We start from the raw sequence: 23463 nt of genomic DNA, 5'->3' as shown, positions 1-23463 counted from the left end.
ATTGATGGAAAAGCGTGAAGAGCTTTACAGCGGTAAAGCCAAATCGGTTTATCGTACTGACGATCCCGACCTGATGGTGCTTGAGTTTCGTAACGATACTTCTGCATTTGACGGTAAAAAAGTTGAACAGCTGGACCGTAAAGGGATGGTCAATAACAAGTTCAACGCCTTTATCATGCAGAAACTCGAAGATGCGGGTATCCCGACCCATTTCGAAAAGCTGTTGTCCGACACCGAGAGCCTGGTTAAGCGTCTCGACATGATCCCCGTCGAGTGCGTGGTGCGTAACGTGGCTGCCGGTTCTATCTGCCGTCGTTACAGCGTTCAGGAAGGGATGGATCTGAATCCGCCTACCTTCGAATTCTTCCTGAAGAACGATGCTCTCGGCGACCCGATGGTCAACGACTACCACATCGAGTCCTTCGGCTGGGCAACCAAAGAGCAGGTGGCCAAGGCCAAAGAGCTTACCTTTGCGGTCAACGATGTACTGAAGAAGCTGTTTGCTGATGCCGGTATGCTGCTGGTGGATTACAAGCTTGAATTCGGCATGAGTAAAGGTCAGCTCGTACTTGGCGACGAGTTTTCGCCGGATGGCTGTCGTATCTGGGACAAGGAAACGCGCAAGAAACTGGATAAGGACCGTTTCCGCCAGGGACTCGGTGATGTTATCGAGGCCTACGAAGAAGTTGGCAAGCGTCTGGGTATCCAGTTCGACTGAAGCTTCCGCAAGCGTTAATACTGTTAAAAAAACCGGCATTTGCCGGTTTTTTTTTGCGTAAAAATAAGTTGGTATAGCGATATGTGTCGGTGATGATGTCTTTTGCTTAATCAATAAACTGTAAAGTAACAATTTTTACGTAGAAATAGCTGGAAAGTTGCAGTAACGCATCGCAAATCCCTCATACTAGGCTAGCCTTAAGAGGATTGGAGTAATGGGCCCCGATGGAGAGAGGCAAATGTCCGAACGGCGTATAGAACAAAAAGAGAAAATCCTGTCGCAACTGGGTGAAATGATCGCCGCCCGTATTCCCAAGCGTGATCTTGCCCCCGTGTTAGATTTCATCAATCAGTATTACCGTGTATCCCCGCTGGAAGAGCTTGCCGAACGCAGTTCGCAGAACCTCTATGGTGCGAGTCTGTCCTGTTGGGAGCATCTGCAGGAGTGGGACGGTGTGGATCAGAAGATCCATGTCTTCAACCCGGACCTGGAGCGTCACGGCTGGCATTGCGGCCATACGGTGATACAGATCTCGCACCTGGATATGCCGTTCCTGGTGGATTCCGTGCGTATGGAGCTGAACCGGCGCGGGCTTTCTATTCACGTGGTTCACAGTGGCGTGCTGAATGTCGTACGTGATGGGCGAACCGCCCGCGTCAGGGAGGCCAAGGGGGGCGAATCCGCTCGCGAGGCGCTGATCTATATCGAAGTGGACCGTCACAGCAACCCGGAAGAGCTGAAGGCTATAGAACACAGCCTCTGTGAAGTGCTTACCCTGGTGCGCGCTGCGGTCAGCGACTTTGACGCCATGCGCGAGCGGGCCAAAGCCTTGCAGCAAGAGCTGCTCAATCTGAAATATCCGGACAAGGATGCGCTGGAGGAAGCCAGCGGTTTTCTTGGCTGGATGCTTGATGACCGATACACCTTTCTGGGCTATGAGGAGCTGCGCTTTGACTCCGAACCGGAAGAGCTGAGGATCGAGCAGGTTGATGATGCGGTCCTCGGTGTGTGCCGGCTGCAGGAGAAGATAAAGCCTGTGCCTACCCATGAAGAGCACTGCTTTATTCTTACGCCGTCACCGATCATGTTTGCCAAGGACAACCAGCGCTCGCGGGTACATCGCCCGGCGTACCGTGACCTGGTCGTGATCAAAACCTTTAACGACAGCGGTGATGTGGTGGGTGAGCACCGCTTCTACGGGCTCTACACATCGCCGGTTTATGTAGAACCCCCGGTCAGAATCCCTATTCTGCGGCGACGTGTTGAAAAGGTTCTCGAGCGGGCCGGTTTTGCACCTGGAGGCCACAGTGCGAAGTCGTTAGCGCAGATACTCAACGACCTGCCGCGGGATGAGTTGCTGCTGTCCACTGATGACGAGCTTTTCACCAATACTATGGGGGTCTTTAACCTGCAGGAGCGCCGTAAGGTGCGTCTGCTGGTGCGGCGTGACCCCTGTGGCAAGTTCTACAGCATGCTCTATTATGTGCCGCGTGACATTTTCAACACGGCGCTGAGGACCCAGGTTCAGGAGCTGCTTGTGGAGCGTCTCGGCGCCCCGGACTCGCAGTTTACGACTTACTACAGCGAATCGGTCCTGACCCGTGTCTACTTTGTTTTCCCGGTGGAGCCTGGTCAGGAAAAGGCGTTCGATATCGCAGAGCTTGAAGCGGAGGTCGCCGACCTGTCACGCTCCTGGTCTGACGAACTCCACAATGTGCTCGTCGACGCCTCAGGTGAGGAGCGCGGTAACCATCTCGCCAACAGCTATCGCAATGCGTTTCCGTCGGCCTACCGTGAGCATTTTGCACCCGCCAGTGCGGTATTTGATATCGACCATATCGAGGAGCTGGATCAGGGTAAGAGCATCTCCATGAGCTTTTACCGCCAGATCGAACAGTCCCGCGAGATGATGCGGTTCAAGCTGTTTAACCGTAACGAGCCGCTGGTGCTGTCCGATATTATCCCGGTACTGGAAAATCTCGGTATGCGGGTGGTTGGTGAACACCCCTATATGGTTCGCCGCCGCGATGGTGAGCAGTTCTGGATCCATGATTTCTCGCTGCTTTACAGCAGCAGTGAAACGGTGGATCTGGAAGAGGTGAAGCAGGTGTTTCAGGACGCCTTCTTCAATATCTGGCGCGGTCGGGCAGAAAATGACGAATTCAACCGTCTGGTCATCGGCGCTCGGCTTAACTGGCGTGAGGTGGCGATGCTGCGCGCCTACTCTCGCTACAACCAGCAGATCCGGTTCGGTTTCAGTCAGCCCTATATCGCCGATACGCTGTCACGTCATCTCTATATAGCCCGCCTGCTGGTCGCCCTGTTCCGCGCCCGTTTTGAACCGGGGCGGCAGAACAGTGCCAAGGTACAGGCGCTCGCCGAGCGTATCGGCAATAGCGTGGTCGATGCGCTGGAAAAGGTTGAGCACCTGAACGATGACAAGATCCTGCGTCGATACCTGGAGCTGATCCGCGCGACGCTGCGTACCAACTATTACCAGGCCGGTACGGAGGAAGAGGACAAGGACTATATCGTCTTCAAACTCGATCCCCATCAGATAGCGGACGTACCGCTACCGCGTCCGATGTTCGAGATCTTTGTTTACTCCTCGCGGGTGGAAGGTGTTCACCTGCGCGGTGGCAAGGTCGCCCGGGGTGGTTTGCGCTGGTCGGACCGTCGCGAGGATTACCGCACCGAAGTGCTGGGCCTGGTGAAGGCACAGCAGGTCAAAAACGCGGTTATTGTCCCGGTCGGGGCCAAAGGTGGGTTCGTAGCCAAGCAGTTACCGGTAAATGGCAGCCGTGAAGAGATCATGGAAGAGGGCGTAGCCTGCTACCAGACCTTTATCCGCGGCCTGCTCGATGTCACCGACAACTTCGTTGATGGCGAGGTGGTGCCACCGCCCGAGCTGGTCCGTCACGATGAGGACGACCCCTACCTGGTTGTGGCGGCCGACAAGGGCACCGCAACCTTCTCCGATATCGCCAACTCCATCGCCGAGGAGTTCGGTTTCTGGCTCGGCGATGCCTTTGCTTCCGGTGGTTCCCAGGGGTATGACCACAAGAAAATGGGTATTACCGCGCGCGGCGCCTGGGAGTCGGTCAAGCTGCACTTCCGTGAACTGGGCCTGGATACTCAGACCCAGGCGTTCAGTGTTGTCGGTATCGGCGACATGGGTGGGGACGTGTTCGGCAACGGCATGCTGATGTCGGAGCATATTCAGCTGGTCGCCGCGTTTAACCATTTGCATATCTTTATCGATCCGGCGCCGGATACGGCGGCCAGCTTCGTTGAGCGCAAGCGCTTGTTTGAACAGCCGCGTTCAAGTTGGTCGGATTACGATGAATCGATCATTTCGCAGGGCGGCGGGGTCTTCTCGCGGGCTGCCAAGTGGATCGATATCAGTCCCGAGATGAAGCAGCGTTTCGACATTAGCGAAGACCGTCTGCCACCCAATGATCTTATCTCCGCGCTGCTTAAGTCCAGGGTGGATCTGATCTGGAACGGTGGTATCGGCACCTATGTCAAAGCGAGCTTCGAATCTCACAGCGATGTGGGTGACAAGGCTAACGATGGTTTGCGTATCGACGGTCGTGATCTGCGCTGTCGTGTACTGGGCGAGGGCGGTAACCTGGGGTTCACCCAGCTGGGACGCATCGAGTTCGCCCTCAACGGCGGTGCCTGTAACACCGACTTTATCGATAACGCCGGCGGCGTCGACTGTTCCGACCACGAGGTCAACATCAAGATCCTGCTGAACCGGGTGGTGAGCAATGGCGATCTTACCGTCAAGCAGCGCAACGCCTTCCTCAAGGAGATGACCGACGATGTCTCCAGGCTGGTGCTGAAAAACAACTATAGCCAGGCGTTGGCGATCAGTATCGCCCAGGAGCAGGCGGGCCGTGCGCTGGACGATTATCGCCGGCTTATCAACGAGCTCGAGCAGCGAGGCCGTCTGGTGCGTGACCTGGAGTTCATCCCCACCGACGATGCCATTGTTGAACGCAGTGAGAAGGGTAAAACACTGACCCGTCCCGAACTCTCGGTACTGATCTCCTACGTCAAGGCGGAGCTCAAGGAGGTGCTCACCGAAAGCTGGTTGCCGGCCAATGCCTACGTCGCGCGCGAGGTCCGTACCGCCTTCCCGGGAGCACTGGTGGAGCGATACGCAGACGAAGTTGAAAACCACCGCCTGCGTGCTGAAATTATCGCGACCCAGACCGCCAATGGCATGATCAACCGCATGGGAATCACTTTCCCGCTGCGCATGAACCAGGCGACCGGACGGGATATGGCCGATATTGCCGCTTCCTATATTGCTGCCCGCGATATTTTCAACATGGATGCGCTCTGGCATCAGATCGAAGCGCTGGATAACCGGGTGCCCACCGCAATGCTGCAGGACATCATGAGCGATCTGCAGCGTCTCGTTCGTCGCGCCGCCAACTGGTTGCTGAATGGCTACCGCCAGCAGCTTGAGCCCGAAGCACTGGTCGAACGTTTCCGCCCGGGTGTGGAGCAGATGTCTCTGGCGCTGTCGGAGCGCCTGACCGGTGAACCGCTGGAGGCCTGGCAGGCCCGCTACAACGAGCTGGAGCAGGCGGGCGTACCCGCTGAGCTGGCTGTCCAGGCGGCCTCTTTCGACAGCCTTTATACCCTGCTGGGTATCATCGCCACCGAGGAGCAGACCGGTGAGCCGCTTGATCGCGTGGCGGACGTGTACTTCCTCATCGGTGATCGCCTTGATCTCTACAATGTTGATCGCCAGATCAAGCAGATGCCCCAGGACAATCATTGGCAGTCACTGGCCCGTGATGGTTTCAGAGAGGAGCTCAATATCCAGCAGCGGGCGATCACGGTCAGCGTGCTGAGTCAGGCAAAGCAGGCTGAGGAGCAGGAGGTCAGCGAGGTGCTGCCGAGCCAGGCCTGTGTAGAGTGCTGGCTTGAATCCAATGCGGTGCTGCTGGAGCGCTGGAATCAGATTCTGTCTGATCTGAGTGCGGTCAGTCAGCCGGACAGTGCCGTATTTGCCGTCGCCATGCGCGAACTGGTCGAGCTGGCGCACGGTAACTGACACACACCGCCGCTCAGGCGGGTTAAGATAAAGGGGTAAGCAGAAGCTTACCCCTTTTGTTTTGCTGGGAGTTTTATAATGCGAGCCGTGTTTCTCGATCTGGTCAGTCTCGACGACCTGGATCTTTCCCCCATCGAAGCCTGCGTCGATGAGCTGGTCACTTATCCTGTAACCGCGCCGGAAGAGGTTGCCGCACGCATCGCAGGCTTTGACCTGGTGATCACCAATAAGGTCCGGCTGGATGCTGAAACCATCAGCGCCGCCAGCGCATTGAAGTTGATCTGTGTTGTCGCCACCGGGGTGAACAATGTGGATCTGGAGGCCGCGGCCAAAGCTAACATACCGGTCTGCAATGCCCAGGGGTACGGTGTCAGCTCCGTGGCGCAACATGTGATTGCGCTGATGATGGCGCTGCATACCCGTCTGCTTGACTATGACCGGGCGGTACGTGCCGGCGACTGGGGCCGCGCTCAGCAGTTCTGTCTGCTGGATTTTCCCATCGTTGAAGTGGAGGGGCGCACGCTCGGCATTGTTGGCTACGGTGCGCTGGGGCAGGCGGTAGCGCGTCTGGCAAACTGTCTGGGAATGAATGTGGTCGTGGCTGCCCGCCCCGGCAGCGACGAGGTGCCGGAAGGGCGAGTGCATCTGGATCAGCTGCTGGAGCAGGCGGATGTGATCAGCCTGCACTGCCCGCTCACCGATGCCACCCGGGATCTGATCGCCGAACAGCAGCTGGTTAAAATGAAACCGGGTGCTTTTCTGATCAATGCGGCTAGGGGCGGCGTTGTCAATGAAGCCGCGCTGGCACAGGCGCTGCGTGACGGGCAGATAGCGGGCGCGGCAACCGATGTGCTGACCGAAGAGCCTCCGCGTCAGGGCAATGTTCTGCTGGCCGGTGATATTCCCAACCTGATAGTCACACCTCACAGCGCCTGGGGCAGTATTCAGGCGCGTAGCCGCATCATCGCGCAGACGGCGGAAAACATCGAGGCATTTAAGCGGGGGCAGCCAACACGTCAGGTTGTCTGACCAGTTAAAACGGGCAGGGTGCCTCTAAACTGAGGCGCTCGCCGCTGACCGGGTGGGTGAAACTCAGCATCTCGGCATGGAGCAGCAGTCGCGGGCTGGCGGCCCGGATCGCTTCCGGCGCATAGAAAGCATCACCGACGATAGGGTGTCCGATCGCCATCATATGCACTCGAAGTTGATGCGAGCGACCGGTGACCGGGTGCAGCTCGATGCGTGTGCCCAGGTCGGATTTGCCGGTGGCCCGCCAGCGCGTCAGTGCCGCCTTGCCCTGTTCGTGATCCACTATCTGCAGCGGGCGACGCTCCCAGTCGCAGCGCAGGGGCAGATCCACTTCACCCTCTAGAGTGTCAGGGGTTCCACTGACAATCGCCTGGTAGCGCTTGCCGGTCTGTCGCTCCTGAAACTGAATACTCAGGGCCCGGTGAGCCTCAGCCGTCAGCGCCAAAACCATGATGCCCGAGGTTGCGTAATCCAGCCGGTGGACGATGCGCGCCGTGGGAAATTCACTCTGAACCAGACGTGAAAGGCAGACCTGGCCCTGCGGGCCCTTGCCCGGCACCGACAGCAGATTCGCGGGTTTGTCGACCACAAGGATATGCTCGTCGGCATGGATGACCTCTGGCATCAGCATTGGAACAGCGCCATCGATTCCACGTGGGCCGTGTGCGGGAACATATCCATCACCGCAAAGCGGGTCATACGGTAGCCCGCTTTTTTCATATGCTGGGTGTCGCGTACCAGGGCCGCCGGGTTGCAGGAGATATACAGCACAGCTCGGGCGCCATAATCGGCCAGACGCTGGACGCAGGCTTCGGCGCCGCTGCGCGGCGGGTCCAGTAAAATAAGGTCGAAACCACTTTGGCGGGTTTGCTGGTACCAGACACTTTCGCGGATGTCGGCGCTCAGGTCGCTTTTGAAAAACTCGGCGTTATCGAGACCATTCGCTTTGGCGTTATTCTTGGCGCGGCTGACCATCTCGGCCGAGCCCTCGACGCCGACCACGCGGCCTGCACGGGTGGCCAGCGGCAGGGTGAAGTTGCCTAGACCGCAAAACAGGTCAAGTACCCGGTCAGTCGCCCGGGGAGCGAGCCATTCGAGCGCCTGTTCGATCATCTGATGGTTGATGGCGGCATTGACCTGAAGGAAGTCACCCGGGGCAAACTGCAGATTCAGCTTGCCGTTAAGTACGCCGTACGAAAGCTGCTTAGGATCAGCAGAAATCTGTACCACGTTACCGCTATTGTCTTCGATATACAGTGCGAACCCCTGTGCCGCACAGGTGTTTCCGATTGACTCAAGAAGTGTCTCGTCGGGTGCACGGGTGACGCGGATTGTCAGTGCGCTGGCGGTGTCGCCGCAACTGATATCGAGGTGCGTCAGGTGCTTGATCCCCTCCTGCTCAGCGAGCAGATCGCGCAGAGATTCCAGCAGTTGATTGATGCGAGGATCGAGCACCGGGCAGCGGTCGATATCCAGTAGCTTATTGCTGTTCTGGCGGCGGAAACCGATGATCAGCTCGCCACTTGAGCGCTGGTTGATGCCGATGCGGGCCGAGCGGCGATAACCCAGGTCATCGCTGGTCAGCGGGCTGGCAACCTGTTCCGGGACGGTGTCGGCAAAGCGGCTCAGTTGGTCGAGGATCAGCTGCTCCTTGTAGCTCAGCTGGGCTTCGGGACGCAGGTGCTGCAACTGGCAGCCGCCGCATTGGTCGTAATGCGCACAGGGTGGCTGTTGCCGCTCGCTGCTTTCAATAAGCACCTGTTCGGTGTCCGCTTCATCGTAGCGCTTATGCCGCGCCTGAATGTGGGCGCTGACACGCTCGCCGGGCAGTGCGCCGCTGACAAAGACGGTTTTGCCGCTGACACGGGCAACGCCGCGCCCTTCGAGTGTCAGATTCTCGATGTCCGCTTCGAATCGCTCAGGTACGGATTCAAGGTTGGTTTTGCGTTGGCTGGTTTTGCGTTTGGGAGGGGCACCAAACTGTAAACGTTTACGGCTCATGAAGTCTGTCCCGTTGATAGGGGCGCAATTCTATCAACTTGCCGCCAGCGCCGGAACCGCCCGGCTGCTCTAGCTGCAGGCTCTCATGTAGAATAAGCCGGATGAGTGAACGGCGCCGGATCGGCGTCTGTCTGTAAGAGCATTGGGGAGTTCGTGTATGGCTCAGGAGCATCCGTTTGCGCAGTACGTGCGCATACTGGGGAAGGGTAAGAAGGGCAGTCGGTCGCTGGACCGTGATGAAGCGCGGCATGCGATGGGCATGATACTCGACGACCAGGTGCGCCCGGAGCAGTTGGGTGCCTTCCTGATGCTGCTGCGTGTAAAAGAGGAAGCGCCGGAGGAGCTGGCCGGTTTTGCCGATGCGGTACGCGAGCGGTATCAGCCGCCCGCTGGTCTGTCGGCTGTCGTTGACTGGGCCTCCTACGCCGGTAAAAAGCGCCATCTGCCCTGGTTTCTGTTGTCTGCACTGGTGCTGGCGGAGCAGGGTACACCGGTTTTCATGCATGGGGCGCGGGGGCATACGCCGGGGCGTATCTATACCGAGGATATGTTGAAACTGTTCGGTTTGCCCTCCTGCCGGGATTGGCAGCAGGTGGGGGATGAACTGGGCCGCAATGGCTTTGCCTTCCTGTCGATCGATCAGCTCTGCCCGCCGCTTGGGCAGATCATCCAGCTACGCAGTATTCTCGGTCTCCGCTCCCCGGTGCATACCCTGTGTCGGATGCTGAACCCGCTGAATGCCGAGGTCACCATCGATGGTGTCTTCCACCCGCCCTATGCGCCGATGCATCAGAAAACGGCCCAGCTGCTTGGTACCCATCAGGCGGTTACGGTGCGTGGTGACGGCGGCGAAGCCGAGGTGAAGCCGGACAGCGATTGTGACCTGCACTGGATCGTCAACGGCGAGCTGTCCACCGGCAGTTGGCCGAGGATCTACCCGCAACGTCTGGTCAAGGATGAGTCGCTGGACCCCGAGGACCTGCTGCGACTCTGGCGCGGTGAGCTTGAACATCCCTACGGCGAAGGCGCCGTGATCTCGACCCTGGCGATGGTACTGCGCCTGTTAAAGCCCTCTGAACCCGAGGACCAGCCGCGCCTGCTCGAAGAAGCGCGGCGACTCTGGTCGCAGCGTGACCGGCAGCGCTTTTGACGCGCCGGCGTGTTCAGTCCCGGCGCAGGCGGTCGGAAACGGCGATCGGCGAAGGATAGCGGAAGATCACCACATAGGTTGATAGCAGGAAGCTGAGAATTGCCGTGGCCTGGATGACGTGGGAGGCCTCGGTGCCGATCATGCCGCCGGCGAACGCCAGGTAGGCGATCAGCAGCGAGAACTCGCTGATCTGACCGAGGCGGAAGCCGATCTCCCAGCTTGTCTCGGAAGACTCGCTGATTCCCTTGAGCAGGTAGCGAAACACCAGGGGTTTCAGCGCCAGTACCGCGATAGTCAGCGCCAGTGCCGGCAGCAGGATGTCATCGATCAGGGTGAGATTGAAGCTGGCGCCCACCGAGAAGAAGAACAGGATCAGGAAAAAGTCCCGCAGCGGTTTCAGGCTGGTGGCGATGTACTGAGAGATCGGGCTGGTCGCCAGCGCCACGCCGGCTATAAACGCGCCCATCTCGGCAGATAGCCCCAGGTACACCGAGCCTTCTGCCATCCCCAGGCACCAGCCGATGGCGACCAGGAAAATGTACTCGTGGAAGCGGTCGAAGCGCTGCAGCAGGGGCAGCAGTACCCAGCGCACAAAGCCCCAGGCGAACAGTGCCAGCAGTGGAAGAGCGAGCATGGAGCGGGCAAAACTCATACCCGGGCTCTCTCCGGAGCCGCTGTTCAATAGCAGCAGCACGAGAATCGCCACCACGTCCTGCAGCAGCAGCAGGCCGACGACCAGTTCGCCGGTATGGCGGTGGTGAAGAACCGTGGTCGGTAGCAGCTTGATGCCGATGATGGTGCTCGAGAACATCACGGCGGCGCCGATCACCAGGGATTCGGTCTGATTGAATCCGAACAGCACCCCCACGCCATAACCGATAGCCATGAACAGCAGCGAGCTGATCACCGCCACCAGGGTGGCTTTGCGCAGCATATGGATCAGGTGCGAGGGCTGCATATCCAGTCCAAGCAGAAACAGCAGGAAAATGATGCCTACATGGGAGATGTCGGCGAGCAGGTTGGTGTCGGAAACCGCCTGGAAACCCCAGGGGCCAAGCGCGGCACCCAGAACAACATAGGCAACGAGCAGCGGTTGTCGGGTGTACAGCGCGATGGAGGCAAGAACGGCCGCTCCACTAAAGATAAGGAAGAACGAAAATACAACCGAGTGCTCCATCATATGCTGTCTCCTGCTACTGAGCGATCAGTCTATCAGACAGCCTGTTTGCGGTGCAGCAGATAATAACCAATCAATTTACTCGGGATTTATAAGTGTGTATCCTAAGTGCCAGGTTAACGTTGGTTTCTAAGGTTTGATTAAAGATGGATATTACTGTTTCCAAGAGCGCTGAGTCCTATCTGGCGGAGCTGCTGGCAAAGCAGAACGTCGAGGGCATCGCGGTACGTCTGTTCGTGACCCAGCCGGGTACTCCCTACGCAGAAACCTGTCTCGCATACTGCCGTCCGGATGAAGTGGATCCGCTGGATGAGGTACTCGATATGGAACTGATCCGTTTCTACATCGAGCCCAACAGCATCCGCTATCTGGAAGAGGCAACCATCGACTTTGCGGAAGATCGCATGGGCGGCCAGCTGACCATCAAGGCGCCCAACGCCAAAGTGCCCAAGGTCTCTTCCGACAGTCCGATCGATGAGCAGATCAACTACGTGCTCTATTCAGACATCAACCCGGGGCTCGCCGCTCACGGTGGCGAGGTCAAACTTGTCGAGCTGGTTGAGGCGGAGCAGGGCCAGGTCGCCGTACTGCGTTTTGGCGGTGGCTGCCAGGGTTGCAGTGCCGTCGATCTGACATTGAAGGACGGCGTTGAGAAGACACTGATGGAAAGGGTTCCGGGTCTGGCCGGTGTGCGTGACGTCACCGATCACTCCGAGACCGAGAACGCTTACTACAAGTAATAAGCGCCTGATCAACCCGGCAACGGAGCGCCGCACAGTGGTTGCGGCTCCGTTGTCGGCGCTCTTTCCTCTGTGCGACATCTCTTCCCCCTGCGTTTGTTCGACCTCCTGATTGCTGATATAACAACAGGTAAACCCACCTCCGCCCGCTGTACAACGCATTTTGGTCCTGACCGGTTGTAATACTGTTGTTGGCCCCCATAGATGCATTAAATCAAGATTTATCCCAGCATCGGTTCACGCCGGTGCGCTGCTAAGAGGCACTCATCATGGATCAACATGAATCAAACGAAGCGGTGACAGTCGAGCTTCCCGTGCTGCCGTTGCGCGATGTAGTGGTGTATCCGAATATGGTTATCCCGCTCTTCGTTGGCCGGGAAAAATCGATCCAGGCGCTGGAACTCGCGATGGAACGCGACAAGCAGATTCTGCTGGTTGCACAGCGGAGCGCATCCGAAGATGAGCCCTCCTTTGACGATCTGTTCAGCACCGGTACGGTTGCCACAGTACTGCAGATGCTCAAACTCCCGGACGGTACCGTCAAAGTACTGGTGGAAGGTGAGGAGCGTGCGCGCATCCTCGAACTGACCGATGAAGAAGACCACTACGCGGCCAGCGTCGAAGTGCTGGAGGTCGACAACATCAGTGCGTCCGAAACCGACGTATACAAGAAGACCGCACTGGATCAGTTCGAGCGTTACATCCAGGTCAACAAGAAGATTCCGTCCGAGGTTCTCTCTTCACTGCAGAACATCGAGGATGTCAGCCGCCTGGCCGATACCATCGCCGCCCACATGGCGTTGAAGCTGGATGAGAAGCAGAATCTGCTGGAGATGCTGGGCGCGCGTCAGCGTCTTGAGCACCTGATGTCACTGATGGAAGCCGAGATCGATCTCGTCGAGGTCGAGAAGCGGATCCGCGGTCGCGTCAAGAAACAGATGGAAAAGAGCCAGCGCGAGTACTATCTGAATGAGCAGATGAAGGCGATTCAGAAAGAACTTGGCGATATGGACGAGTCCGGTGGCAGTGATCTGGACGAGTTGCAGCGCAAGATCGAGGGCGCGGGCATGCCCCAGGAAGCACTCGACAAGACCCTGGCCGAGTTCAACAAGCTGAAGATGATGTCGCCGATGAGCGCCGAGGCGACCGTCGTACGCGGCTACATCGACTGGATGCTGCAGATTCCCTGGACCAAGAAGACCCGTGTCCGCATGGATATGAAGCATGCCGAGAAGATCCTCAACGAAGACCACTACGGTCTTGAAGAGGTGAAACAGCGTATTATCGAGTATCTGGCGGTACAGAAGCGCGTCAAGAAACTGCGCGGTCCGATTCTCTGTCTGGTTGGCCCTCCGGGTGTGGGTAAAACCTCTCTGGGACGCTCCATCGCCCGTGCGACCAACCGTAAGTACGTCCGCATGGCCCTGGGTGGGGTGCGTGACGAAGCGGAAATCCGTGGTCACCGTCGTACCTATATCGGTTCCATGCCTGGCAAGCTGATCCAGAAGATCTCCAAGATCGGCGTTCGCAACCCGCTGTTCCTTCTCGATGAGATCGACAAGATGGGTATGGATCACCGTGGTGACCCGGCGTCGGCGCTGCTTGAGGTTCTGGATCCGGAGCAGAACAGCACCTTCAACGACCATTACCTGGAAGTGGACTACGATCTGTCCGACGTGCTGTTTGTCTGCACCTCCAACTCCATGAACATTCCGGGTCCGCTGCTGGATCGCATGGAGATTATCCGTATCCCCGGTTACACCGAGGACGAGAAGCTCAATATCGCACGCAAGTACCTGACGCCGAAGCAGATCAAGCAGAACGGTCTGAAGGCGAAAGAGCTGGAGATCGACGACTCGGCGATTATCGACATGATCCGCTACTACACCCGCGAAGCCGGTGTACGTGGCCTGGAGCGCGAGATTGCCAAGGTGTGCCGCAAGGTGATCAAGGAGATCACCCTGGGTGGCGAAGACAAGTCGCTGGTCGTCAATTCCGACAACCTCGAGCACTACTGTGGCGTGCGCAAGCACAAGTTCGGTATGGCCGAGGAAGAGGATCTGATCGGTCACGTGACCGGTCTTGCCTGGACACAGGTGGGTGGCGATATCCTGACCATCGAGGCCGCTGTCGTGCCCGGCAAGGGACGTCTGACCCATACCGGTTCTCTCGGTGACGTGATGAAAGAGTCGATCCAGGCGGCGATGACGGTGGTCAGAAGCCGTGCCCGTACCCTGGGTATCCGCTCTGATTTCCATGAGAAGCATGACCTGCACATTCACGTGCCGGAAGGTGCGACGCCGAAGGATGGACCGAGTGCCGGTATCGGCATGTGTACTGCTTTGGTCTCAGCCCTGACGCAGATTCCGGTGCGATCCGACGTGGCGATGACCGGTGAAATCACCCTGCGTGGCCAGGTGCTGCCGATCGGCGGCTTGAAGGAGAAACTGCTGGCGGCACACCGTGGTGGCATCAAGACCGTCGTTATTCCTGACGAGAATCAACGCGATCTCAAGGAAATTCCCGACAATATCAAGGCTGATCTAGACATTAAGCCGGTTCAGTGGATTGATGAGGTTCTTGATATTGCGCTGGCCTATCAGCCAAAACCGCTCTCCGAAGAGGAGGATAAAGTGGTTGCAGGGGAGCCAAAGAACGGCAAGAATGAGTCCGGTCAATTGAGCACGCACTAGCCAGAGGCCCCGGAATAAAAGGGCTGTGGCCAGTTGACACTCGTTTTAGCCAGTTGGTATAAAGTGCGTGACTACACGCTGGGTAAGAATTTTTACATAGAGCAAAATAACGACTCGACGCATAAAAGGGGAACAATGTGAATAAGTCTGAACTGATCGACGCAATTGCCGATTCAGCTGATATTCCTAAAGCGGCTGCTGGTCGCGCACTGGACGCAGCACTGGATGCAGTGACTGGTGCTCTGCAGAAGGGTGAATCGGTTGCGCTGGTAGGTTTCGGTACCTTTTCAGTGAAGGAACGCGCTGCTCGGACCGGTCGTAACCCGCAGACTGGTAATCCGATCGAGATTGCTGCAGCAACTCTGCCGACTTTCAAGCCTGGCAAGGCTCTCAAGGACGCCGTTAACAAGTAAACGCGCCGTTCAAAGTGCTGATCAGGTTCAGGAGCGGTAGTTCAGCTGGTTAGAATACCTGCCTGTCACGCAGGGGGTCGCGGGTTCGAGTCCCGTCCGTTCCGCCAGATCCGAAAAAGCGCATTCAACCTGAATGCGCTTTTTTTTGTCGAACTTGTTCCCGCTTTGACGATCAATTCGTAAGGCATACCAACTTAAGGCTTACTCAGACAATGCTCCAAACCATCAGGGAAAACTCGAAGGGGATTATCGCCAAGGTAATCGTCGGCTTGATTGCAATCACATTCGCGCTGTTTGGCGTGGAATCGCTGATCAGTCTCACCAACCGTGAGCCGGCACCGGCCGAGGTCAACGGTGAAGATATAAGCCAGCAGGACCTGTTTCAGGGGATGGAGCTTCAGCGTCGCCAGCTTCTGGCACAGATGGGTGAAAATGCTGACCCGTCCGCCATCGATGAAAAACTGCTGCGACAGATGGTGCTCGATGGCCTGATCCAGCGCACCGTGCTGCTGCAGAACGCCCGTGAGATGGGCTTCCATCTGTCTGAGCAGATGATCGACCAGATTATTGTTTCTACCCCCCAGTTCCAGCTTGACGGCAAGTTTGACCGTAACCAGTTTGAAGCGGTGCTGCGCAGCGCCGGTTTCACGCCGCTGATGTACAGGGATCTGATTCGCAAGGAGCAGCTGCTGCAGCAGGCGCAGGCCGGCTACACCCTGTCCGAGTTCTCCACTGAGAGCGAACTCAAGCGACTGGTCTCTCTCGATCGACAGACCCGCGATATCGATTACCTGACGGTGAATGTTGACCCCGCCTCGGTGGAGATCAGCGAAGAGGAGCTTCAGGCGGCCTACGATGAACAGGCCGAGTCACTGGTAACCGAAGAGCAGGTCAGTGTGAACTACCTGTTGCTTGATCGACAGGATTTTGCACGTCCGGACGACGTCAGCGATGCCGATATCCAGGCGGCGTATGAGCGCATGCTGGCCGGTTTCGAAGCTGATGAAGAGCGTGATGCGCGCCATATTCTCGTCGATATCACTACTGACCGTGACGCCGATGCAGCGCTGGCCAAGGCTCAGGAGCTGCGCCAGGAGATCGTTGATGGCACCTCGACCTTCGCTGATGTTGCCAAGCGCGAATCCGGTGACCTGGGCTCCGCGGAGCAGGGTGGCGAGCTCGGCTACAATCCGCGTGGTGTTTTCGTGGACGCGTTCGAAGACGCGCTGTTTGCGCTGGAGCCGGGTGAAGTGTCCGAGCCGGTACGCACCGAGTTCGGTTACCACCTGATTCAGCTTGAAGGGGTGCGTGAATCCAATGCGCCAACTCTGGCCGAGGTGGAAAGCGATCTGCGTGACCAGGTAGCTCAGGAGGCCGCTGAGCAGGATTATGTGGCTGCTCTGGAGCGTCTGGCTGACCTGACTTTCTCCAGCTCCGATCTCCAGGCCGCCTCTGAAGAGCTTGAACTGCCGATTCAGAGCTCAGAGCCCTTCGGTCGCACCGGTGGCTCAACTGCCATCACCGCTTCACAGAAGGTGGTTGGCGCAGCCTTCGGTGACCAGGTACTGCAGGACGACCTGAACAGCGATCCCATCGAGTTGGATTCGGGTCGTACTGTTGTCATCCATCTTGCGGAACACCAGGAACCGCGTCAGCTGGGCTTTGACGAAGTGCGTGGCCAGATTGAGCAGCAGCTTCGCGCCGAAAAGGCGCAGCAGCAGGCGGAGGCTCGTGTGGAAACACTGCTGGCCGGCCTGAAGCAGGGCAAGGCACTGACAGAGCTTGAGGCGGACAGCAGCTGGAATGCCAGCACCGGCGTTTCCCGTGGCGATACCAGTCTGCCTGCAGCGGTGGTTCAGAAAGCCTTCGCCATGGCCAAGCCGGAACAGGGCGCTTCGACCTATGCGATCGCAGAGTTGCAAAACGGCGGTCGTGCGGTGGTTGCCCTGCGCGGCATCGAAGCGGGAAGCTCCGACCTCAGTGATGAGGAGCGCGGCGCGCTGGCCTCGATGATCGCGACCCAGCGCGGGCAGCAGATCTACCGTAGCCATGTTGATACCCTGCGCAGCCAGGCTGAGATCGAAACCAACTGATCACAGCGGCATTCGATAAAAAAACCGGCATTTTTGCCGGTTTTTTGTTGTCGCTCTTAAGCTACCTCCTATCGAGGTGGTGATCGGTTAGTCAAGGCTAGGCCTGTTTCGTGCCTCATTGATAACAGGGCTCGATGTCTCATAGTTATCTGAGCGCATCAATCTATCCCCTTTGGCGCAGCCGAGCATCGCAGGCTGAAAGAGAGGCAAGGGACAGGCTGTTTGAGGCGTAGCCGACTGATTTTTAGAAAGAAAGCCTGTCCCGCTCTTTCAGATGAGAAGCACAGGGTAGTCGGCGTAGCCGACCAAGCCATAGGGGCGGTTTGGGATTGCAAAGGGACTTGTCCGTACAAGTCCCTTTGCCCGGCAGCAGCCGAAACCGGCCTCGAAAAGGAAGCGGATAGGGGTGATCCAGGCATTAGTCGGTAGGTTTACCCAGGCTCCCTTATAGGGAGCTTCATGCAAAGCCACCTGCTATGCAGGTGGATTTTTACTTTTAGGCTCAAGGAATGCTGTTCGTGCGGCTCCGAGTGGCCTGATGCAAAGCTCAGTTAATCCCGGCCGCTTCCAGCAACTTTTGCGTGTAGGGGTGCTGGGCCTGCTGAAAAATGGCGTCACTGGGGCCGCTCTCGACAACCCGGCCTTTATGCATCACCGCGACGCGATGGCTCAGGGCTCTGACGACCGCCAGGTCGTGACTGATAAACAGGTAGCTGAGCCGGTAACGCTTCTGCAGGTCGCGCAGCAGTTCGATGATCTGTTTCTGTACGGTGCGGTCCAGCGCCGAGGTGGGTTCGTCCAGTACGATCAGCTCGGGCTTCAGGATCAGTGCCCTGGCGATGGCGATACGCTGGCGCTGTCCGCCTGAGAACTCGTGTGGATAGCGGTGGCGAGCTTCGGTGTCCAGCCCCACATCCCGTAAAACCTGAATTACCCTGCCGTCGATCTCCTCCTGGTCTTTGACCCCCTGTACGCCGAGCCCTTCGGCGATGATTTCCGCGATCGACATGCGCGGACTCAGGCTGCCGTAGGGGTCCTGAAACACGATCTGCATCTTCTGGCGCAGAGGTTTGAGCTGGGTCTGTTTAAGCTGGTCTATCGCCTCGTCCTTGAAGCGGATCCCGCCTTTAGACGAAGCAAGACGAAGCAGAGCCATGGCCAGGGTGGTCTTGCCAGAGCCCGACTCACCAACGATACCGAGGGTTTCACCATGATCGATGCTGAGGCTGACACCGTCCACCGCCTTGAAGTGGTCTACGGTACGTTTAAAGAAGCCGCGTTTGATCGGGAACCAGACCCGCAGATGATCCGCGCTGAGCAGCGGTGCCGGGGTATCGTTCAATGCCTGGGGGCGGCCGCTGGGCTCTGCATCCAGCAGCTTGCGTGTATAGGGGTGATTCGGAGCGTTGAACAGGGCTTTGCACGGCTGCTCTTCGACTATGTTGCCCTGATACATGACGCAGACCCGGTCGGCATAGCGGCGCACGATATTCAGGTCGTGGGTGATCAGCAGTATCGACATGCCCAGTTTGCGCTGCAGGTCGCCGAGCAGTTCCAGTATCTGCTGCTGGATGGTGACATCCAGCGCCGTTGTCGGCTCGTCGGCAATCAGCAGCTCCGGATCGTTGGCCAGTGCCATCGCAATCATCACGCGCTGGCGCTGGCCGCCGGAGAGTTCGTGGGGGTAGTGCTGCAGGCGCTCCTCGGCGTTATCGATACCGACCAGGTTCAGCAGTTCCAGCGCCCGTTCGCGTGCCTTGGGGCCGGTAACGCCGCGGTGCAGTCGCAGGGTCTCGGAGATCTGACGCTCGATACGATGCAGAGGATTCAGCGACGTCATCGGCTCCTGAAAGATCATGCCGACCCGGTTGCCGCGAATGTCGCGCAGCTGGTTTTCGCTGGCCTGTAACAGATCGGTACCCTTGTAGCGTATTGTGCCCGACGGGTAGCTGACCTGGTGCGGCGGCAGCAGGCGCAGCAGAGACAGTGCGGTGACCGACTTGCCGGAGCCGGACTCGCCAACCAGTGCCAGTGTCTGGCCTTTCTGCAGGCGGAAACTGACATCCTTGACCACCGCTGGCGTGGTGTCCGGGTCACCAAAGCAGACCGACAGGTTTTCAATCTCAAACAGTGTATCGGTCATAGGGTTTTCCTTGGGTCGAACGCATCCCTTACCGCTTCGCCGATAAAAATAAGCAGGGTGAGCATCAGCGAGAGTGTCAGAAAGGCTGTCAGGCCCAGCCAGGGCGCCTGAAGGTTCTCCTTGCCCTGGGCGACCAGTTCGCCCAGTGACGGGGAGCCCGGCGGCAGGCCGAAACCGAGAAAATCGAGGGCGGTCAGTGTCACGATGCCGCTGTTGAAAATGAACGGCATAAAAGTGAGCGTGGCCACCATCGCGTTGGGCAACACGTGCCGGTACATGATCTGCACATTGCCAAGCCCCAGGGCTTTGGCGGCGCGTACATACTCCAGGTTGCGACCGCGCAGGAACTCGGCGCGCACCACATCGACCAGGTTCATCCAGGAGAACAGCAGCATGATCCCCAGTAGCCACCAGAAATTGGGTTCCACCAGGCTGGCCAGGATGATCAGCAGGAAGAGTACCGGCAGGCCGGACCAGATTTCGATAAAGCGCTGGAAAAACAGGTCGATTCTGCCGCCGTAATACCCCTGTACTGCACCGGCCGCGACGCCGACCACGGAGCTTGCCAACGTCAGTACCAGGGCGAACAGCACCGAGATGCGAAAGCCATAGATAACGCGGGCGACCACATCCCGCCCCTGGTCGTCGGTGCCGAGCCAGTTGTCGGCGCTGGGCGGGGAGGGCGCCGGCACCGGCAGGTCGTAATTGATCGTGTCGTAGCTGAAGCGTACCGGCGGCCAGATCATCCAGCCGCCGTTGTCGTTGATCAGTTCCTGGATATAGGGATCTTTGTAATCCGCGGGTGTATCGAATTCGCCGCCGAACTCAAGCTCCGAGTAGGTCTGCACAACGGGGGTGTAGAGCTCACCGGCAAAGCCGATCAGCAGAGGCTCGTCATTGGCGATCAGCTCTGCGACCAGGCTAAGCAGAAACAGTGCCAGGAAGATCCAGAGCGACCAGAAGCCGCGTCGGTTGCGCCTGAACGCCTGAATGCGTCGGCGCTGTATCGGTGTCAGCGTCGGCATCTCAGGTCTCCCGGCTCTCGAAATCGATACGCGGATCGACAAAGGTGTAGGTAAGGTCGGACACCAGTTTCAGGATCAGTCCGACCAGGGTGAATATGTAAAGGGTGCCAAAAATCACCGGGTAATCGCGGTTGATCACTGCCTCGTAACCGAGCAGGCCCAGTCCATCCAGGGAGAAGATCACTTCGATCAGCATGGAGCCGGTAAAGAAGATACCGATCAGGGCCGCGGGCATGCCGGCGATGATCAGCAGCATGGCGTTACGGAACACGTGGCCGTAAAGCACGCCGCGCTCGCTCAAGCCCTTGGCGCGGGCGGTGAGCACATACTGTTTATGGATCTCATCGAGAAAGGCGTTTTTCGTCAGCATCGTCAGGGTGGCGAAGCTCGATACCACCGATGCCAGGACGGGCAGGGTGATATGCCAGAAATAGTCGCCGATCTGCTGACCCAGAGTCAGCTCGTCGAAATTGGATGAGGTCAGCCCCCGCAGCGGGAACCACTCGAAATAGGTGCCGCCGGCAAATAGGACGATCAGCAGAATGGCGAACAGGAAGTTCGGAATGGCATAGCCGATGATCACGATGCTGCTGCTCCAGACATCGAAGGCGGTGCCATCCCGTACGGCTTTGCGTATCCCCAGAGGGACGGAGATCAGGTAGGTCAGCAGCGTGGTCCAGAGTCCAAGCGAGATCGATACCGGCATCTTCTCGATAATCAGTTCGATAACCGTTTTGTCGCTATAGAAGCTGCGCCCAAAATCGAATGTCAGGTAATCACCCAGCATCTTGAAAAAGCGCTCGTGGGGCGGCTTGTCGAATCCGTACATCTGCTCGATTTCGGCGATCAGCGCCGGGTCCAGCCCCTGGGCGCCGCGGTAGCCTTTGCCGTCCGAAGAGGCGCTGCTGCCAGCCGCCATGTCCGACTGTTCACCGGCGCCGATGCGGTTACCTGCATCCACCCCTATGCCCTGGAGATGAGCGATGGTCTGCTCGACCGGGCCGCCGGGTGCCAGTTGGATGATCAGGAAATTGAGCAGCAAGATCCCGAACAGGGTCGGGATCATCAGCAGGAGTCTTCTCAGTACATAGGCGCCCATCAGGGTTTGGCCCACCAGCTATCGACAGCCAGCGCGTAGGGCGGGTTGATCTCAGGCATACCGAACTTGTCCCAGTAGGCGACCCGGAACGCGGCGATGTGGTACTGCGGAATCACATAATGGTTCCACTGCAGGACGCGGTCCAGCGCTCGGGCTCTGAGCACCAGCTGTTCGCGATCGGGCGCCTGGATGATCTGCTCGACCAGATAATCCACGGCGGGGTTCTTGATGCCGATAGTGTTGCGGCTGCCGGGCTGGTCGGCCATCGATGAGTGCCAGTAATCGCGCTGCTCGTTGCCTGGCGAGGTGGACTGGCCAAAGCCGCCAACGATCATGTCGAAGTCGAACTGGCGGATACGGTTGATGTATTGTGACACGTCGACGACGCGGATATTGACGCTGATACCCATGCGCTCCAGGTTGCGAATGAAGGGCGCTACCACCCGTTCGAACTCTTTCTGTACCAGCAGAATTTCAAACTGGTAAGGCTCGCCATCGGCATTTTTCAGAACGCCATCTTCCAGCGTCCAGCCGGCTTCCTGGAGTAATCGCAGGGCCTTGCGCAGCTGGCCGCGGATGCGGCCATTACCGTCGGTGCGGGGAGCGTGATAGACCTCGGTGAACACCTCGGGCGGCACCTGGTCACGGATCGGTTCGAGTATTTCCAGCTCTTCCTCTGTTGGCAGCTCACTGGCCGCCATCTCCGAGTTGGCGAAGAAACTGTCGCTGCGGGTATAGGCGCCGTAGAACAGGTTCTCGTTGGTCCACTCGAAATCGAATGCATACGCCAGTGCTTGTCGTACCCGGCTGTCACTGAACAGGGGACGGCGGGTGTTCATCACGAACGCCTGCATGCCGGCCGGGTTCTGGTGATGAATGGTTTTCTTGATAATGCGGCCCTCGTCAAAGGGAGCGCCGGTATACCCGGTGGCCCAGGCCTTGGACGCGTTCTCCTGGCGGAAGTCGTATTCACCGGCCTTGAACGCTTCCAGTGCTACGGTGCCATCGCGATAGTAGTCGTAGCTGATCTGGTCGAAGTTGTAACGTCCCCGGTTAACCGGCAGCTCCTTGCCCCAGTAGTCCGGATTACGCCGGAAGGTGATTGAGCGGCCGGCATCAAAACTGTCGATCACATAGGGACCGGAGCCAATGGGGATATCCAGGCTTGGCTTGGTGAAATCTCGCCCTTCCCAGTAGTGCTTGGGCAGAATCGGCACCTGGCCGACGATCAGTGGCAGTTCGCGGTTTTCTGTCTCGCCGAACTCGAAGCGCACCCGCGTATCGGAAATTGCTTCTACAGCACTGATACCGGCGTAATAGGCGCGGTAGAAGGGGCTTCCCTGCTCGCGCAGCAGGTCGAAGGTGTATTGCACGTCTTCGGCGCGTACCGGTTCGCCATCGCTGAAGCGGGCGTTTTCATTCAGCTCGAACTCGATCCAGCGGCGGTCCTCCGGCAGGTAGATCGCTTTCGCCAGAAGGCCGTACTCGGAGAAGGGCTCATCCTGGGACTGGGTAGTCAGGGAGTCGTAGATCATGCCGATGCCATCGGCGGGCGTACCCTTGATGATGAACTGGTTAAAACTGTCGAAGGTGCCGATGGAGGCGCGTCGCATACTGCCGCCTTTGGGCGCGTCCGGGTTGGCGTAGTCGAAATGATCGAAATCGGATGGGTACTTCAGGTCGCCATGCATGGCGATGCCGTGTTGTGGCTGCAGTGAGTCCGCGGTTTCTGCAAACACAGTGGTATTTAATGCGGCGGCCAGCATCAGTGGCGCCAACAAGGCTCGAATCTTTCCAGTAGGCACGTTGTTCTCCCTGTAAAATCAGCCGCTTGGACGATCAAGGTGAGACAGCAGTTTATAGCCCGGGTTCGCCCTCGGAGGCAAGTCTTTCCAGTTTTCTGTGGCGTTCGGTGCGCTTCATCCCTTCGGCGCGGAAGGTGCGGTCGGCGTCGCTCAGTCGCTGGTGCAACCTGGTATCGCTGCCGGCAAGGCCCTTTATAAGGTCCTTGTCGATCCAGCCCTGAATGCGCCGGAAAAGGTACCATTTAAAGGCCACCGCCAGTGCGACCGAAACGACAATAATGAAGATGCTGAGGCTGTCCAAAG

At 58.1% G+C, this 23463-nt stretch carries 16 protein-coding genes and 1 tRNA gene; 9 read left to right on the top strand and 8 right to left on the bottom strand.

The features are described from left to right. Positions 1–4 precede the first annotated feature (4 nt). From purC to ACQUQP_RS12755, 3 genes are all read left to right on the top strand, one after another. Positions 5–718 (top strand): phosphoribosylaminoimidazolesuccinocarboxamide synthase, encoded by a 714-nt coding sequence (purC, locus tag ACQUQP_RS12765; protein ID WP_432695412.1) that lies wholly within the window; start codon positions 5–7, stop codon positions 716–718. A 238-nt stretch (positions 719–956) separates the two neighbouring features. Further along, entirely contained in the window at positions 957–5792 is a 4836-nt protein-coding gene (locus tag ACQUQP_RS12760) for an NAD-glutamate dehydrogenase (protein ID WP_432695411.1), read from the top strand. Between the two features lie 78 nt (positions 5793–5870). Further along, complete coding sequence (locus ACQUQP_RS12755) at positions 5871–6821, top strand: 2-hydroxyacid dehydrogenase (protein WP_432695410.1); 951 nt, start codon at positions 5871–5873, stop codon at positions 6819–6821. A gap of 4 nt (positions 6822–6825) precedes the next feature. Here the strand turns inward: ACQUQP_RS12755 and ACQUQP_RS12750 are convergent, their stop codons facing one another. Both ACQUQP_RS12750 and rlmD read right to left on the bottom strand, forming a co-directional pair. Continuing rightward, the gene (locus ACQUQP_RS12750; RefSeq protein WP_432695409.1) at positions 6826–7452 is read right to left on the bottom strand and encodes an RluA family pseudouridine synthase; all 627 of its coding nucleotides are present in this window, start codon (positions 7450–7452) and stop codon (positions 6826–6828) included. Continuing rightward, positions 7446–8822: a 23S rRNA (uracil(1939)-C(5))-methyltransferase RlmD gene (gene rlmD, locus ACQUQP_RS12745; RefSeq protein ID WP_432695408.1), complete on the bottom strand. Its 1377-nt coding sequence runs from the start codon at positions 8820–8822 to the stop codon at positions 7446–7448. The genes ACQUQP_RS12750 and rlmD overlap by 7 nt, the downstream gene beginning before the upstream one ends. Positions 8823–8979: 157 nt before the next feature. Between rlmD and ACQUQP_RS12740 the strand changes: the two genes are divergently transcribed. After that, positions 8980–9972 (top strand): glycosyl transferase family protein, encoded by a 993-nt coding sequence (locus ACQUQP_RS12740; RefSeq protein ID WP_432695407.1) that lies wholly within the window; start codon positions 8980–8982, stop codon positions 9970–9972. Positions 9973–9985: 13 nt separating this feature from the next. On the opposite strand, the gene ACQUQP_RS12735 is transcribed toward ACQUQP_RS12740, so the two are convergent. Next, positions 9986–11152, bottom strand: a complete 1167-nt coding sequence (locus tag ACQUQP_RS12735; RefSeq protein ID WP_432695406.1) for a cation:proton antiporter — start codon at positions 11150–11152, stop codon at positions 9986–9988. A 143-nt stretch (positions 11153–11295) separates the two neighbouring features. On the opposite strand from ACQUQP_RS12735, the gene nfuA reads away from it, so the two are divergent. The 5 genes from nfuA to ACQUQP_RS12710 all read left to right on the top strand — a co-directional run bounded on the left by nfuA (position 11296) and on the right by ACQUQP_RS12710 (position 17088). Further along, positions 11296–11889, top strand: coding sequence for a Fe-S biogenesis protein NfuA (gene nfuA, locus ACQUQP_RS12730; RefSeq protein WP_432695405.1), 594 nt, complete (start codon positions 11296–11298; stop codon positions 11887–11889). 269 nt (positions 11890–12158) lie between these two features. Continuing rightward, the gene (gene lon / locus ACQUQP_RS12725) at positions 12159–14582 is read left to right on the top strand and encodes an endopeptidase La (RefSeq protein WP_432695404.1); all 2424 of its coding nucleotides are present in this window, start codon (positions 12159–12161) and stop codon (positions 14580–14582) included. Between the two features lie 137 nt (positions 14583–14719). Continuing rightward, the gene (locus ACQUQP_RS12720; RefSeq protein ID WP_432695403.1) at positions 14720–14995 is read left to right on the top strand and encodes an HU family DNA-binding protein; all 276 of its coding nucleotides are present in this window, start codon (positions 14720–14722) and stop codon (positions 14993–14995) included. Positions 14996–15025: 30 nt separating this feature from the next. Further along, positions 15026–15102: transfer RNA gene (locus tag ACQUQP_RS12715), tRNA-Asp, on the top strand. A gap of 105 nt (positions 15103–15207) precedes the next feature. Beyond that, the gene (locus ACQUQP_RS12710; RefSeq protein WP_432695402.1) at positions 15208–17088 is read left to right on the top strand and encodes a SurA N-terminal domain-containing protein; all 1881 of its coding nucleotides are present in this window, start codon (positions 15208–15210) and stop codon (positions 17086–17088) included. Positions 17089–17635: 547 nt separating this feature from the next. Here the strand turns inward: ACQUQP_RS12710 and ACQUQP_RS12705 are convergent. The 5 genes from ACQUQP_RS12705 to ACQUQP_RS12685 form a co-directional block, all read right to left on the bottom strand. Further along, entirely contained in the window at positions 17636–19231 is a 1596-nt protein-coding gene (locus ACQUQP_RS12705; protein ID WP_432695401.1) for an ABC transporter ATP-binding protein, read from the bottom strand. Continuing rightward, positions 19228–20256 (bottom strand): ABC transporter permease, encoded by a 1029-nt coding sequence (locus ACQUQP_RS12700; protein ID WP_432695400.1) that lies wholly within the window; start codon positions 20254–20256, stop codon positions 19228–19230. The genes ACQUQP_RS12705 and ACQUQP_RS12700 overlap by 4 nt, the downstream gene beginning before the upstream one ends. Position 20257: 1 nt before the next feature. Further along, positions 20258–21355: a microcin C ABC transporter permease YejB gene (locus ACQUQP_RS12695; protein WP_432698702.1), complete on the bottom strand. Its 1098-nt coding sequence runs from the start codon at positions 21353–21355 to the stop codon at positions 20258–20260. Next, complete coding sequence (locus ACQUQP_RS12690; RefSeq protein ID WP_432698701.1) at positions 21355–23121, bottom strand: extracellular solute-binding protein; 1767 nt, start codon at positions 23119–23121, stop codon at positions 21355–21357. The genes ACQUQP_RS12695 and ACQUQP_RS12690 overlap by 1 nt, the downstream gene beginning before the upstream one ends. 91 nt (positions 23122–23212) lie before the next feature. Then, positions 23213–23461, bottom strand: a complete 249-nt coding sequence (locus tag ACQUQP_RS12685) for a hypothetical protein (RefSeq protein WP_432695399.1) — start codon at positions 23459–23461, stop codon at positions 23213–23215. Between the last annotated feature and the right edge of the window lie 2 nt (positions 23462–23463).

It is taken from the genome of Marinobacterium sp. YM272 (assembly GCF_050908845.1).
In the GTDB taxonomy this organism is placed as follows: Bacteria; Pseudomonadota; Gammaproteobacteria; order Pseudomonadales; family Balneatricaceae; genus Marinobacterium_D.
The sequence above is the reverse complement of the archived record's forward strand: the minus strand, read 5'-3'. Positions and strand labels throughout refer to the sequence as shown.